At 57.0% G+C, this 15,197-nt stretch carries 12 protein-coding genes; 2 read left to right on the top strand and 10 right to left on the bottom strand.

Annotated features, from left to right (window positions below):
• Positions 1-84 precede the first annotated feature (84 nt).
• Positions 85-2,157 (bottom strand): beta-galactosidase, encoded by a 2,073-nt coding sequence (locus tag KB449_RS09700; RefSeq protein WP_282908185.1) that lies wholly within the window; start codon positions 2,155-2,157, stop codon positions 85-87.
• A gap of 148 nt (positions 2,158-2,305) precedes the next feature.
• Between KB449_RS09700 and KB449_RS09695 the strand changes: the two genes are divergently transcribed.
• Positions 2,306-3,145: an AraC family transcriptional regulator gene (locus KB449_RS09695; RefSeq protein WP_282908184.1), complete on the top strand. Its 840-nt coding sequence runs from the start codon at positions 2,306-2,308 to the stop codon at positions 3,143-3,145.
• On the opposite strand, the gene KB449_RS09690 is transcribed toward KB449_RS09695, so the two are convergent.
• The 8 genes from KB449_RS09690 to KB449_RS09655 all read right to left on the bottom strand — a co-directional run bounded on the left by KB449_RS09690 (position 3,142) and on the right by KB449_RS09655 (position 12,258).
• Complete coding sequence (locus KB449_RS09690) at positions 3,142-4,446, bottom strand: FAD-binding protein (protein WP_282908183.1); 1,305 nt, start codon at positions 4,444-4,446, stop codon at positions 3,142-3,144. The two genes, KB449_RS09695 and KB449_RS09690, sit on opposite strands and share 4 nt — an antisense overlap.
• Positions 4,447-4,619: 173 nt before the next feature.
• A complete protein-coding gene (locus KB449_RS09685) occupies positions 4,620-5,399 on the bottom strand; it encodes a YheC/YheD family protein (protein WP_282908182.1) in 780 nt (259 codons plus the stop codon).
• A 100-nt stretch (positions 5,400-5,499) separates the two neighbouring features.
• Positions 5,500-7,401, bottom strand: coding sequence for a PAS domain S-box protein (locus tag KB449_RS09680; protein ID WP_282908181.1), 1,902 nt, complete (start codon positions 7,399-7,401; stop codon positions 5,500-5,502).
• A gap of 157 nt (positions 7,402-7,558) precedes the next feature.
• Positions 7,559-9,079 (bottom strand): malate:quinone oxidoreductase, encoded by a 1,521-nt coding sequence (locus KB449_RS09675; RefSeq protein WP_282908180.1) that lies wholly within the window; start codon positions 9,077-9,079, stop codon positions 7,559-7,561.
• 481 nt (positions 9,080-9,560) lie between these two features.
• The gene (locus tag KB449_RS09670) at positions 9,561-10,526 is read right to left on the bottom strand and encodes an alginate lyase family protein (protein ID WP_282908179.1); all 966 of its coding nucleotides are present in this window, start codon (positions 10,524-10,526) and stop codon (positions 9,561-9,563) included.
• 161 nt (positions 10,527-10,687) lie between these two features.
• On the bottom strand, positions 10,688-11,281 hold the full coding sequence (locus tag KB449_RS09665) for a DUF5071 domain-containing protein (RefSeq protein WP_282908178.1): 594 nt from the start codon (positions 11,279-11,281) through the stop codon (positions 10,688-10,690).
• Between the two features lie 170 nt (positions 11,282-11,451).
• Positions 11,452-11,961 carry a GNAT family N-acetyltransferase gene (locus tag KB449_RS09660; protein ID WP_282908177.1) on the bottom strand — a complete coding sequence of 170 codons (510 nt, stop codon included), beginning with the start codon at positions 11,959-11,961 and terminating at the stop codon, positions 11,452-11,454.
• Positions 11,962-12,258, bottom strand: coding sequence for a hypothetical protein (locus KB449_RS09655; RefSeq protein WP_282908176.1), 297 nt, complete (start codon positions 12,256-12,258; stop codon positions 11,962-11,964).
• A 168-nt stretch (positions 12,259-12,426) separates the two neighbouring features.
• Between KB449_RS09655 and KB449_RS09650 the strand changes: the two genes are divergently transcribed.
• Positions 12,427-13,356: a TRM11 family SAM-dependent methyltransferase gene (locus tag KB449_RS09650; RefSeq protein WP_282908175.1), complete on the top strand. Its 930-nt coding sequence runs from the start codon at positions 12,427-12,429 to the stop codon at positions 13,354-13,356.
• 111 nt (positions 13,357-13,467) lie between these two features.
• Here KB449_RS09650 and KB449_RS09645 read toward each other — a convergent pair whose 3' ends face one another.
• Positions 13,468-15,111, bottom strand: a complete 1,644-nt coding sequence (locus KB449_RS09645) for a glycosyl hydrolase family 18 protein (RefSeq protein WP_282908174.1) — start codon at positions 15,109-15,111, stop codon at positions 13,468-13,470.
• Positions 15,112-15,197: the final 86 nt, after the last annotated feature.

Raw genomic sequence — 15,197 nt, 5'->3', positions numbered from 1 at the left:
TTTTCCAAGTTTTATCATAGCGCTTTCTTCAGCCAAATGAAAACCGCTCCCTCTCAATGAAGGAAGCGGTCGCAATGTATGATTTTATTCGGCCGGACGGATCAGCACGCGCACGCCGTTCTGCTCCAGATGCAGCTCAATGCCCGCCAGCGCCTCTCCCGTCTCGGCATCCCGGTAGGACCGGCCGTCGAGCTTGACGGACTGGCTTGCACCGCTGTAATTCTCGACGAACACATAGTCCGATACGCCATCGGAGCGGACATGCGCCGTCACGCCGCGAGGCAAAACGGACGCGATGGCTCTTGGCAGCGACAGCGTCCCGGCGAGCTTGGCATAAAGCGCATCGAGGAGCGAGGCGTCTGCCCGAGTCGCCAGGTAATAGGCGCGGCCCTTGCCCAGTTCGTTCACCGTAAGCGCAGGATGGCCGGCATAGAAGTCGTCGCGGTATGTCGCCAGTGCGGTCGCGCCTTCCAGATGCACGAGCTCGCATAGCTCGCGCGATTCGTACGTCTCCTCGAGGCCGAGCGCATTGCCGGGGACCGGCACGAGCGCGTTGCGCTCGTCGTCGTAAAGCGCGTCGATCTCCTCCGCCCAGATGCCGAGCGTCTTGCGTAGCGGTCCGGGAAACCCGCCCAGGTGGCACAGATCGTGTTCGTCGACGACGCCGCTCCAGTAGGTGGCCACGAGCGTGCCGCCCGATTCGACGAAGCGCTCCAGGCGTTCGCCGACGGATGCGCGGCACAGGTACATCATCGGCGCTGCGATCAGGTCGTAGCGGGAGAGGTCGCGGTCCTCCTCGGAGCCGATGATATCCACCTGGATGCCGAGCGACCACAGCGCGCGATAGTGTTCCATCAGCGTGTCCTCGTAATGAACGCCCGCATTGCGCGGTCCTTGCGAATCGTTGACCGCCCAGCGATTGTCCCAATCGGTCAGCAGCGCCGCGCGGGCATTCACGCCGGTACCCGCCGCGTCCGCGATGCGCCGCAGCGTCTCGCCAAGCTCCGCTACGTCGGCGAATACGCGCGTGTTCTCATGTCCGACATGATCGACGACCGCGCCGTGCAGCTTTTCGCTCGAACCGCGGCTTTTGCGCCACTGGAAGTACTGTACCGAATCGGAGCCGTGAGCGACGGCCTGCAGAGAAGCGAGCTTGTGCATGCCCGGCTTTTTCAGTTTGCTGATCGGCTGCCAGTTGGTCATGCTCGGCGTGCTCTCCATGAGCAGGAACGGCTTGTCCTTGAGCGAGCGGAACAGATCGTGATTGTACGCGAACCAGGCCGCGACTTCGATGTCGTCCCTCGCGCCGTGCCATTTCGGATACGCGTCCCAGGAAACGACGTCCAAAATGTCCGCAAACTTGCGGTAATCGAGCCCCTCGTAGCCCTCCATCAGATTGGTCGTGACGGGCAGGTCCGGGTTGTACGGACGCACCGCCGCAATCTCATGTCTGCAGAAGTCGACGGTCCGCGCGGTGACGAAGCGCTTCCAGTCGAGATTTTGTCCGTGAACCATGTTCTCGCCCCGCGGCGACGGCGCTTCGACCTGCGACCAGCTTGTATACGTGTGCGCCCAGAAGGACGTCCACCAGGCCGCGTTCAGCGCTTCCAGCGTACCGTATTCAGCCTGCAGCCACTCGCGAAACGCTTCCTGACAGTAATCGCAGTGACAATCGCCGCCGTATTCGTTGGAAATATGCCAGCCGACGACGGCGGGGTGCCGGGCGTACCGCTCCGCCAGCTTTCCGTTCATAATCGCCGTTTTTTCCCGGTACACCGGCGAGCTGTAGCAGTGATTGTGGCGCAAGCCGTGCAGGTTGCGCACGCGCTGGGCGTTCACCCGCAGCACTTCGGGATAGCGTTCGGACATCCAGGCCGGCCGGGCGCCGCTCGGCGTCGCGAGCCAGGCATAGATGCCGTTCGCTTCGAACCGTTCCAACACGCGGTCCAGCCATGCGAATTCGAACCGGCCCTCCTCCGGCTCGATCGCCGCCCAGGCGAAGATGCCGACCGCCATCACATTGCAGCCGGCCAGCTTCATCAGCCGAATGTCCTCCTCGAGCACCTTCGGGTCGTGCTGCCATTGGTCCGGATTGTAGTCCGCGCCATGCATGAATCCCTTGATCTTGCCGCTGACCGGCGCGTAACGCTTCGCCATCGCAACTCTCTCCTTCACTCTGTGCATATCGTCTCATTGTCAACGTTATAAAACTAAACTATAGTCTGATTGTAGCCTTACACCTGCTATAATCGTTAGCACAATGAACGTCAAAATAAGCACAAAATGAACATGGAGGCGTAAAGCGATGCAACTCCCGTTCCGGTTATCCCCATCCGTACAACGCGAACGGCTCCCGGTCAGCCTGTACTGCGTTGGCGCGCATGCGCAGCATCCGGTCGCCCGGCCGGCCGGTTTTCCCGTGATGCAATGCTTTGTCGCGCTCGGCGGCCGCGGCCGCTTTGAATTCCCCGACGGGAACCGTCTGTCGGTCGATGCCGGTCAGGCGCTGCTGCTGCCCGCAGACGAGCCGCATCGCTACGAATCGTTTCCCGGACAGCCTTGGATGCTTGGCTACATCGGCTTCGAGGGCGCATGCGCACCGGATATAGCCGATGCTTGCGGCTTGCCTTTGCGTTCGGCGTTTACGCTAAAAGAAACGGACGCGCCTGCCGCGGGCATCCAGGGACTCTGGCAGCTCGCGGACCGGGCCGATCCCGACGCAGCCCGGCTGCTGTCTGCGCGCCTATACGAATTTCTGCTGCTGCTCGGCTCCCTCGCGGCCGGACCCGCTTCGCCCGCAGCGCCGCTGCGGACGCGGCAATCCGACGCCGCGCTCGCACGCGCCGTCCACTTCCTGCACGAGCACTTCGCCGAGCCATTGGTCATGTCGAACGTCGCCAGCGCGGTCGGATACTCGGTGCAGCACTTCCAGCGCCTGTTCCGCGAAGCCTATGGCGAGCCGCCGCTGGCGTACCTTCGCCGCATCCGGCTCCATCAGGCAGCGGTATGGCTGGAAGAGGACCCGCTTGCTTCGGTGTCGGAGACGGCCGGCCGAATCGGGATGGATCCCAACTATTTCATCCGGTCGTTCAAGCAGGCCTACGGCGTGTCGCCAGGGCATTATCGAAGAGATAAAGGGCGTTAATCTCCCGTACCGACGCTGTCAGCGCCGAGCAAATACTTTTCCGTATAAGCGTTGCGGAATTTGCCGTTCGGATCCAACCGCGCGGCCAGTTGTTGGAAATCGGGCAGCTTCTCGTAAAGCGAGCGCAGCAGAGCCGGATTCATGACATGAAGCTTGGCCCAGTGCGGGCGCGCCCGGAAAGGGGCAAGCGCCTCCTCGATCAAAGGGAGCAGGCGGGAGACGGCCGCCTGCTCGGGCTTCCACGTGAAGTGGATGCCCACCGCGTCCTGCCCGTAGCAAGGGCTCATCCACAGCTCGTCCGCTGCGATCGTGCGGATTTCGGATACGTACAGCAGCGGCGCGATCTGCCCGCGCAGCCGTTCGATCGCGCACAGCGCATCGTACGCCGCGGCGCGCGGAACGAAATACTCGCTTTGCAGCTCTTCGCCGGCGCTTGGCGTGAAGTTCATGCGGAAGTGCGGCAGGCGCTCGTACCATCTGCCGACGATGCCGAGCTGCTCGCTGCATGGGTCCGCCGACAGTCCCGGCACCGGATGCTTGCGCTCGGTCGCACGCGTGGCGCCGTAGAATGAAGGCTCCGCCAGCGATTGTTCGCTTCCTTCATCCGGCTCCTTTCGTTTAAGCCACACCTGATTAAATCCGGCCTGACGCCAATCCGTGAACAAGCTGACGCTGTAGGCGGCGGAGAAAATCTCGTCGAGGCTGCCCGCAAGCGTCGCAAGCGCTAACCCTTCGTAGACCGTCTGGCTCATGCGAAACGCCGGAATCGCCTCAAGCGTAACCGCCGTCACGATGCCAAGACTGCCGAGGCCGACGACAGCGCCTTGCAGCATTCCGTCTCCGTCGTCGCGGGAGATCGAAATCTTATCGCCGTTCGCCGTCACCAGGTCCAGCGCGTGAACCGACGTCGCCAGGTTGCCGTTGCGAATGCCGGAGCCGTGCGTTGCGGTCGCGCAGGCGCCCGCGACCGTAATATGCGGCAGCGAAGCCAGATTGGGCAGCGCATATCCGCGTTGATCCAAGTATGCGCACAGCTCTCCGTATCGAATGCCGCCTTCGACCTTGACTCTGCCGCTTCTTTCGTCCATGTCGATGACCCGGTTCAGCTTGTCCATCGAGAGCTGCGTGCCTTTCGTATCGGCGATCCCGTTAAACGAATGTCGCGAGCCAAGCGCCTTGACGCGACTGCTGTGCGCCACAAGCTCCTGGATTTCCTCGACGCTTGACGGAACGACGATCTCGGCGGCTTGGTATTCGTAATTGCCGGCCCAATTGCTATGCTTTCGCGCGTTTTCTCTCAATCGTCCTTCCACCCTTTCATGAAGAAGTGCTGTGCCTTCCATACTAAACATAACACGATTGCGCTGCGCCCGCGCGGATAGATAATAACGCGAAAAAGACGCAGGCACGGATTATCCGCAACCTGCGTCTTCGGTTGATGGCCTTCGCCGGAAACTGACGATGCCGGCTCTCGCTAAGCTCGCTTGGAGAAGACGCGACGCGCTTTTCTCGCTCGAGCCGCTCCCGCTTTGGGCATCCGGCCGTACGCCATTATTTTTCGATACATCCGCTTGTCGGACAGCGCGTTAAAAATGGATTTGTCGGGACGCGAATTCACCTCGATAATCCAGGGTTTCAGCGACCGGTCGATTCCGATATCGATGCCGTACGCACGGAATTGAGGAAAACGGCGGTTCAAATGGCGGCTGACCCGAAGCCCGAGCCCCATGAGGCGCCGCTTGTAGCGGGCACGCCCCGCCGGGGGAATCGACTGCGAGAGCAGCACGTCGACCGGCATCGGCTTGCCTCCGTTATGATAATTGGTCACGATCTTATTCGGCCTGGCGACCCGCCCGACGATGCCGGTCGCCTCCCAAGCCCCCTTCGGATTGCGCTGCACCATGACGCGAAGATCGAAGGGCCGGCGCTTGTAGCTGAGCAACGGGATTCCCATTTGGACCAAATACGTTTTGTTCGCCTTTGCCTTGGCAAATGCGCCATAAGCGTGTTCGAGCTTCGCGTACGCGCGACTGTGCGTGCCGTGTTTGAGCAGGTACCGGCCCTTGGATCTCGACAACTTGAAGATGCCGAAGCCGCCGGTGCCGTGACTCGGTTTCAGGTAGACGGACGAATAACGCCCCAGCATCGCTTGAATCGACTTCAGGCTGGCGACCGCGGTCGGCGGCAAATGCGCGGCCGCCGTCCGATCCTTGCGCAGCAGCCTGTATTTGCCGAGCTTGTTGTTGCCGTACATGGCCGTCCCCCGTTCTGGTTGACTTCAAGTCTCCATCTACTTATATGCGATGAGAGAACGCTCAGTCTATGCGCATGACGGGGTTCTTTTCACGTAAATCCTAAACCGCTCTGCTCATGTACTGTCCCAATATTTGCGAGATCACCTCGCGTTTTACGGGCTTGCTCACGTAATCGTCCATGCCGGCAGCCAAACATTTTTCCCGGTCGCCTTTAAGCGCGTTCGCGGTGACCGCGACGATTCGCGGACATGAGCCGGGCGCCAGACGCTCCCTGATCGAGCGCGCGGCGTCCAAGCCGTTGATAACGGGCATGTGAATATCCATAAAAATACAATCGAAAGGTTCCTGAAGCGCCGCTTCGATCACTTCTTTTCCGTTCGCGGCCACCGTTACGCAATGGCCCATTTTTTCCAGCATTTTTTTCAGTACGAGCGTATTGATCGGATTATCTTCGCCGACGAGTATTCTCGCCGAGGTCATGACCGCGTCTCGCAGCTCCCCCGTCTCGGGCGGCAGCTCTTCGGCTGTCCGTTCGTGCAGTTCGATGGAGAACTGAAAGGTCGAACCGTCTTTGCCGTCGCTCTCCGCACGGATCTCTCCGCCCATCAGTTCGACGATACGCCGGCTGATGGAAAGACCGAGACCCGTCCCTTCGTGCTTGCGCAGCATAAAGCTGTCGATCTGCGAAAACGGTTCGAAAATCTCCTCCAGCCGATCCGGCGGAATACCGATCCCCGTGTCCGTTACGGTAAATGACAGCAGCGGTATTTTAGCTTTGATCTTTTTGACGGCTACCGACACTTTGCCGCTTGGCGTGAACTTCACGGCGTTGCCGAGCAGGTTGAGCAGCACTTGCTTCAAGCGATCCGCATCGCCATAGATATAATCGGGGACGTCGTGATGGATCGCATACGACAGCTCGAGATTTTTTTCGTCCGCCTTTGCGGATACGACGGACAAGCTGTCCTTGATGCATTTCCGGAGGTCGAAGGACGTTTCTTGCAGCTCGCTTCTCCCCGCCTCGATCTTCGACAAATCCAGGATATCGTTGATGATGGCGAGAAGCGCCTCCCCGCTGTTGCGGATAATCTCGACATAGCCCTGCCTTTCCTCGTCCAGCTCCGTATCGAGCAGCAGATCGGTCATGCCGATGACGCCGTTCATCGGCGTGCGGATTTCGTGGCTCATCATCGCCAGAAATTCGCTTTTCGCCCGGTTGGTGGCCTCCGCCATTTCTTTGGCCAGCACCAGCTGTTTTTGCTCGGAGATGTCCTTGCAGATGAGATAAAAGCCGATATTGCGATTGCCTACGAAAATGGGGGCAATGCTCGTGATGACTTCGACGATTTCGCCGTCCTTGGTGACTAGCGTATCGATGCCTTGCTCGACAGTCGTATCCTGCAGCGCATTCGCCAATATTCGATCAACATTGGGCTGACCGATAATATTGGCAAGCTCCATGCCGATCAGCTCCGATTCGATGCAATAACCCGTCAGCTTTTCGGCGACTGCGTTTCCGTTGATCACCCGGCCTTCAAGGTCGAAGGAGATAACGGCATCGTGATTGTACTTCTTGAGCGACGTGTAGCGTTCGACGGACTCCTGCAGCTGGATCTCGGATATTTTTTGCTTTGAAATGTCGATGATTTGCACAATATAATAAAGCGGCGTTCCTTCGTCGCTGCGGAACAGACGTACGGACATCATCGTCCAGATCGTCGAACCGTCTTTTTTGATAAAACGTTTTTCCATTTGCCACTCCGACTCGGTGTCCCCCATCAACGCCTTCAGCTCATCAATAGAACCGACAGGATCGTCGGGATGCGAGAAGCAGCCGAACAGCTGCCCTTCGAACTCTTCCTTGCTATATCCGAATATCCGCTCCATAGCGGGATTTACGGTCAGGAAAAGCCCTTTCGGATCGGTCAAAGCGACGCCGAAGGAAGCGAATTGAAAAACTTGCCCGTTAAAGGAGTTCTGGTCCAGGTTGACGCGATGCATGGGTTACCTCCAAAATTTTCGTTTAGCCGCCCAAGATTGCATGCTGGCCTCGTTTTTTTCGATTCATTTACCCGTTTTGAAATCGTTTGAAACTAAAAAAAGCAGCGGCGCCAGGAGAAGATGTCCCTGACGCTCGCTGCGGTTAAAACGGGGAATGCTAGGATACGGGTTGACTTGCCGCTTTTTGATACGCCTTGCCGGCGCTTAAACCGAGCGTATGCGCGGTCGATGCTTGAATCTCGCGGAGCAGTTCCGGATTTTTAAGCAAAGAAGCGCCGTACGACGGGATCATTTCTTTAAGCTTCGGCTCCCAGGCTTGGATTTGCTGCGGGAAGCATCTTTTGATGACGTTCAGCATGACCGATACGGCGGTCGAAGCGCCCGGCGATGCGCCGAGCAGGGCGGCGACGGAGCCGTCGGCCGCCGTCACGACTTCGGTGCCGAATTGCAGCGTTCCTTTGCCGCCTGCGGCCGTATCCTTGATGACCTGCACGCGCTGTCCGGCTACGACCAATTCCCAATCCTCGCTCTTCGCGTCCGGTACGAACTCGCGGAGCTCCTCCATGCGCTGTTCTTTGGACAGCATCACCTGCTGGATCAGGTACTTGGTGAGCGACATGTTCTTGGCGCCGGCAGCCATCATCGTGACGAGATTGTGCGGCTTGACCGAAGTAATCAGATCGAGCATGGAGCCCGTCTTCAGGAACTTCGGCGAGAAGCCGGCAAAGGGTCCGAACAGCAGCGACTTTTTGTTGTCGATGAAACGGGTATCGAGATGCGGAACCGACATCGGAGGCGCGCCTACCTTGGCCTTGCCGTAGACCTTGGCATGATGCTTGGCGATGACTTCCGGATTGGTGCAGGACATGAACAGACCGCTGACCGGGAAGCCTCCGATATGCTTGCCCTCGGGTATGCCGGTCTTTTGCAGCAAGTGGAGGCTGCCTCCGCCGCCGCCGATGAAGACGAACTTCGCGGCGTGCCGTTCGACGCGGCCGTTGTCTGCGCGTACCTTCAGCTCCCAGGCGCCGTCGCGCGTGCGGCTGATGTCGTCCACTTTGTGCTTGTATTTGATGTCGACATTGTTTTTCTTGAGGTGTTCGAACAGCATGCGCGTCAAAGCGCCGAAGTTGACGTCCGTGCCGGCGTCGACCTTGGTGGCCGCGATCGGCTCGCTTCCGCTCCGGTTTTTCATGATCAGCGGGATCCATTCCTTCAGCTTGGCGTGGTCCTCGGTGAATTCCATGCCATGGAACAGCGGATTGACGGACAACGCCTCATACCGTTTTTTCAAAAACGACACGTCTTTTTGCCCGTGCACAAGGCTCATATGCGGAAGGGGCATAATAAAATCGTTCGGATTACGGATCAGCTTGCTCTCGACAAGGTACGACCAGAACTGCATGGAGTCCTGGAATTGCTCGTTGATGCTGATCGCCTTGCTGATATCGATCGAGCCGTCAGGCTTTTCGACGGTATAGTTGAGCTCGCACAGCGCCGCATGTCCCGTTCCGGCGTTATTCCATTCGTTGGAGCTCTCCTCGCCCGCGCTCGCGAGCTTCTCGAGCACGGTAATTTTCCAGCTCGGCGCCAGTTCCTTCAGCATCGCGCCAAGCGTCGCGCTCATGATGCCCGCGCCGATCAAGATTACGTCTGAACTTGTTTGTCCGTTACTCATTTGTGACCATCCTTATATCTTAAAATTTGCGCGAAATTGTCCGGGTCCGAATTAACCTTATCTATTTTAACACTATTACCATCCGACTTTAATAAATGTTTACTATAGAGATGATCGATATAAGTTATTTCTTTGCGCTCGTTCACATGGCGTACATCGAAAGGTGCACGGTGGCGGCGGAAGCCTGGTACTGGGTGGTGATAGGCGCGGAGATGAACAAGAAATGTGCACGATGGCGGCCGGGACGTGGAGCTGGGTGGCGATAGGCGCGGAGATGCACAAGAAATGTGCACGGTGGCGGCCGGGGCGTAGTGCTGGGTGGCGATAGGCGCCCAGATGCACAAGAAATGTGCTTGGTGGCGGCCGGGGCGTAGTGCTGGGTCGTGATAGGCGCGGAGATGCACAAGATATGTGCACGGTGGCGACGGAGGCGCGGCGATCGAGGGCGATGAGAGCCTCCGTAGAACCAACTTTATATTAGTCAAATAATAAGCGTAGGGTAATTCCATGCATACGACTGAAAGTAGCCGCTGCTCGCGTTGCGGTGTCCCGTAACCGGCCGATGCGGTGCAGCGAAACGCGCGTAAGCTTCGTCCTGATAAATTAGCGCCATCGCCTCGAAAAGATCCACCGGCCAAGTATCCGCGCCGAGCGGAGCCGGGATGTTCTGCGTCTCGCCGAAGGGCCATTCGTCTGAACGACCGTCCGCGTAGCGAAGGAACGTATCGAGGGCGCGTTTGATGCTCTTGCCCCCCGGAGACGTCCATCGAAACAAATCCTCGCCTGTCGCATCCAGCACAAGCTTCGCCGCAGCCGTCATCGGCGCCAGGGCGAAGTAATGGTACCACATGGCGTTGGCGCCTCTGGCCGCTTCCTCCGGCAGGAAACCGTTCTCCGCGATCGCATGGTCGATATGCGCCTTCAGCGCTTGGGTCGCTAGCGCGAACGCCGGCTCGTCGCCCGTCAACCGATGAAGCGCAAGACGCGCGTACAAGCTCCAGTCCCACCAGTTGTTGCGCCCTTCAATGGCCTCCCACGCGGGAAGACACACGTTCGTCATCCAACCTTCGAACCGGTTCCGCGCCTCCCGACTCCACCCGTCGAACGGTTCAAGCCACAGGGCCGCGCGGATGAAGGCGACGCCTACATAGGCCGACACCAGCGGACCGTCATGTCCGCCGATCTCCCGGTTTACGGTCGCCCAGCCGTCGAGAATCTCCACCGCTTTGGACGCGTAGATCGCCTCCCCCGTCATGCGATACGCAAGCGCGGTCGTATAAACGGCCTGGGCATCGGGCTCCATCAACCGCTTGCCGTTCAGATGGCCCTCGCGATCGTAATAAAAGCCGGGAATCGACCAGGCGGGGACCGCGCTGCACGTCGTCCGGAGACTGGCTTGCGCTTCGCGAAGCAGTGCCTCAAGCGCTAGCTCGGGATATTCCGCCATGACGATCAGTCTTCCTTTCATGCCTGATTCTATTTTTTTATCTTATCGATGAAATTCACAGATTAACATACACCCAGTTAACGCGGGCATATCCTTTATTTCAATCAAAAGAAGAACGTGGGACAAACTTTATATTACGTGGAATCGTTGTCGTATTATTTTTATGTCGTCCATCCGGCAACGTTTGCTCTTAGCGCAAGTAAATCTTTCATTATGTCTTCGTTTCTAAAGTCTTCTATTTTCATATCAATTAGGCCCAAAGCGATTTCAGTGGGCATCAATTTAAGATTAACGAGTAATTGAAGTGCAGCTAAATGAGCTTCTTCCTCATCGAAATCAAATGCCAACGCAATCAGGGGTTCACTTAGTAACGTAACTACTTCAATCGGCCATCGTTTTAACACTTGATTGATGATCCAGTAATTCCATATTTGATCGCCAGATTGCAATGCGTCTTTGACGAAAGGAGTTAAAGGCTCTTTAATCGAAACCAGTAGATCCGAAATAAGGCGCGCCCCTGGCCAATTTAAGTCTTTTAACCATTCCAAAAGATCAGAGAGTATAGGCGCGACTCTCGGATATCCGATTTCAACGATGAGTTCTGCAGCATGGTCCCAATGCATTTTACCACCAGGCTGCACCAAGTACTTAAAAACACGATCGCTGAGCTTCTTTAGTTGTTCTTTAGCCTCCAGAAGTTGTTCCGGTGGAGTATCCCATGCTAAGCGAGACAAGAAAAGGTTTAAATCTTTCATACATCCTCGTCCCCGCAACTTTAGTTTTTTCTCTCTTTTTTAAAGCCTACCGCGTAATCTAAACTCTATCATCCGATTCACGACTTTGATGTGGCCGATCAGCAAAGCGGCTGCCGCTAGAAAAGCGCCCAACAAACCTGCAATAAACCATATTGCTGTCTTGTTGTCGATCATAGGATATCCCATTGTTCAGCGCAGTCAGACATCGGCTTCTCGTAAAATACGATCGTCATCTTGTCGTTAATCACTTCGCTTTTTCCAGTTCTCCTATAGCCCAATTTTTCATAAAGGTAGCAGTTGCCTCGCTCTTGAAGGATGGTGTCCAGTTCCCATCTTCTGGCCGCTTCATATTGACGCTCAAGCAGTTCAAATACCTTTTGGGCGATGCCGAGACCTTGGTATTCGGGCAATATAAATATAGGGCTCACCCGGAACGCGTTATTTTGCAGTCTTACGATTCGAACGGCCCCGACGGAAATGGAAGACATCATGATGAAATAGTAATCTGTAATCGGTTGGTTTAATCGGCTGACGATCCGTTCGACCGGTTCGTTAGCAGGGCTCGTATCGTAATCTTGATACTTCTGAAGCAAGGGCAAGAATGCTTTGACTTGCATTTCATGTATGATTGATGCCTCATGGATACTCGCTCTTGTCAATGACACATCGGATACGTCCATCTAAGCCCCTCCGTTATCGCCGTTAAGCCGGCCAAACGAGACTTTTTGAGGCAAGTCCGTATCCTTCAGCCGTTCGTGCATTTCTCGAATATCCGCCTGATGCCGCTTGGTGAGGATAAAGCCGTTTAGTACATTTTTGCAGATTTCTTTTTCATCCGCGCTGCGCTTCGACAAGCCGGCTTCGGAAAATTCGATCGTCTCGCGGAAATGTATGGATAAACCGGACGTAATCTTCAGCTGCTCCTCTTTCGTGAGTTCTTTAAATTGCGATAGCAGTATGGCATCGATGGCATCCACAATTATTCTCCTTTGTTGCACAGGTTTCCCATCTTATTCCACACGGAACGCCTGATATCCTGCATCTCATGTATAATGGGCTGAACGGACTAGACGGACTTAACGGCTATACGAAATTCATAGGTAAAGGCGGGCGGTTGGGCTTTGTCACTGTCAGAATCATCCCTCATGTACATCTATACCTATGCCGCGCACGAAGACGAGCATTCGCTATGCCGATTGGAGCTGCGTTCATTATTCGGGATTGACCCCGATCGGCCTATTTTTATAAGCCCTGTCCAAGTCGATCCTTCTCGAAGCCCCTTTATAAAGGAAAGGCTTGAGGTCCTTTATGAAGGCGACAGCATCGAGGACATCGCGAATCAAGTGGCGGAGATGCCCGCGACCCAAGCGTCTTTTAAAGTATTGTTCGTCAAAACGAACGATCTGCCGGCGGATGGGAAAATGACCTACGAGGATCAACGGGAGATCGAGCGGCAAGTCGGCATGCGGGTCAAAGGCAGAGCGGATATGCGTCAGCCGGATACAGTGTTCGGCATCGCGACGCTCGGCGGACGCTGGTATTTCGGCTCTCATGCGAAAAACCGGTCCGTATGGCTGGACCATATGGAAAAACCCCGCCAATACTCCATGGCGCTTCCTACGCGGATCGCGCGAGCGGTGGCAAATATCGCGGTTCCGCGTCCTGACGGCATTAAAGCCGTCGATCCCTGCTGCGGCATCGGAACCGTTCTCGTGGAGGCGCTGTCCATGGGTATCGATATGGTCGGCCGCGAGATTAACCCGCTTTTGGCAGGCGGCGCGCGTGAAAATATCGCGCATTTCGGGCTGCAGGGCGAGGTTGTCCTCGGTCCGATCGCCGAAGTATACAAAAGCTACGATGCTGCGGTGGTGGACTTGCCGTACAATCATGTCTCCAAGATCACCGCCGGGGAGCAGCAGTCCATCCTCCGGCACGCCCGCCGGATCGCCGGCCGTGTCGTTATCGTCTCCATAGAACCGATCGACGACATGCTGACTGCGGCAGGGTTCTCGATCAGAGATCGCGGCTTCGTCAAAAAAGGAGCATTTTGCAGGTATGTCATACTATGCGAATAGCAAGAAAAAGAGGATGAAGCAGGGGTATCTCCCGCATCGTCCTCTTTGCGTTCTATTTCATAGAACTGATCCTTACATCTTCATGCGCAAGCTGCGACATCTTCAGCCGATTCAATCGAACAAATACGATGCAAACCGCCTGGCGTTGGCCATGCTCGTCCAGACGTCCTTGCTCTCCCCGCCCATATACCAAAAGGCGTAGCCTGCTAAACCATATGCCTGGCCGAGTCCGAGCTTGAGCGACAGCGAACGCCCGTCCTCCAGCCAGATCCGATGCAACGACGACGCAGTCCCGTAGGCGGCATAATACTGGCCGGTCGTCTCTTCCCATTTCACCTTGGCGCGCATGACCGTCACCCGTTCGTTCTGCTGAACCAGGCTGATCTCTTCGGACCCGGTCGCGCCGGCTTCCGTATGCCAGTCCCGGTTGAACAGCGGCAGCGCCAGTATGACCCGCGCGGCGGGCACTTGCTTCAGCAGCGTCGTCAAGCTTTGGTTAAGCCAAGGCAGCGATGACACCGAACCTGCGGCGCCGCCTCCCCAATGCTCGTCGTACCCCATCAGCACGATATGATCCGCTGCCTTCCCCAACGCCGCATAATCGAACACTTCCGTCCAATCCGTGCCGAGGTCGGGCGAGACGTCCACAGACAGAACGGCAGAAATCCGGTCCAGCGCTTCATTTAATTCGGTTATGAAGGCGGTAAACGTCTTGTTGTCTTCGGGCGCCATGTTCTCGAAGTCGATGTTGAGCCCGTCAATGCCATACTGTCGGACCAGACTGACCAATTGCATAGCGAATGCGCTTCGCCGTCCGGCGTCCGACAGCATCGCATGCGTGGCGGCCTGATCGGAGCGATTGCCGACCATCGCCCATACCCGCTTGCCTTTGGCATGCGCCCAAGCGATCAGCGAAGCATCCGTGTAGTCCGAGACGGATCCGTTCTTGTCGAGGAAAAAGGCACGCGGCGACAACGTATTGATGCCGGAGGCAAGAACCTCTTTTTCGTATTGGGCGGTCGACTGCCCGTATTGCCAGCCGAGCTGGATAGGGTTGTTCGGCGCAGCCTGTATCTCCGCCGACCAGCCTGGGTATGTCCAGATCCGATCGAGCAGCACGGCCGCTTCCTGCCTTGTCATCGGAGAGTCGGGCCGAAAGCGGCCATCCTCGTTCCCGCTCATGATTCCGAGCTGCCGCATACGATCTATCGCGGGCAGCGTCCAACGCCGGATTAGCGCCTGGTCCCGGTAAATCCGTACGGACGAGGCCACATTCGCGTCAAGCGGCTGCTTCAAGGCGCGCGCGATCAAAACCGCCGCTTCCTCGCGCGTAACGGTACGATTCGGCTCAAACGACGAGACCGACGTTCCCTTTGCCCATCCTAATTGAATTGCAGGCTGCACCCACCGGTAAAACCACGCCGTCCTCGGAACGTCCGAAAAAGAGGCGATCGCGCTTTCGACAGGCTCGATGCCCAGCAGCCGGTCCAGCATCGTCATGAATTCCGCGCGGGTAACCGGCTTGTCGGGCTCAAACAAACGCGCCGCCGTGCCGGTCACGATATGTAGGGCCGCCATGTTCGATATCGCCTGGGCGGCGTAATTATCGCGCACATCGTCGAAAGGAAGCGCAGTACCGGAGGCGGCAGCGGCCGACGGCGTTATCCAGGCTACGCTCGCCCATCCGCCCAGTACCCCGGCGAGCGCCGCGACCGCTGACGCCTTGCGCGCTGCGGCGGACCATTTTGACACCATCAATATCACGCTCTCCGATCTTGGATAGACTCTCGCACTCTATCGTAATCAATCGAAGAATAGATACCTATCCTCAAATAATGGCA

The sequence above is a fragment of the Cohnella hashimotonis genome, from assembly GCF_030014955.1.
Classification (GTDB): domain Bacteria; phylum Bacillota; class Bacilli; order Paenibacillales; family Paenibacillaceae; genus Cohnella; species Cohnella hashimotonis.
Note: the sequence above shows the minus strand (reverse complement) of the source record. Positions and strands in the feature narration are given on the sequence as shown.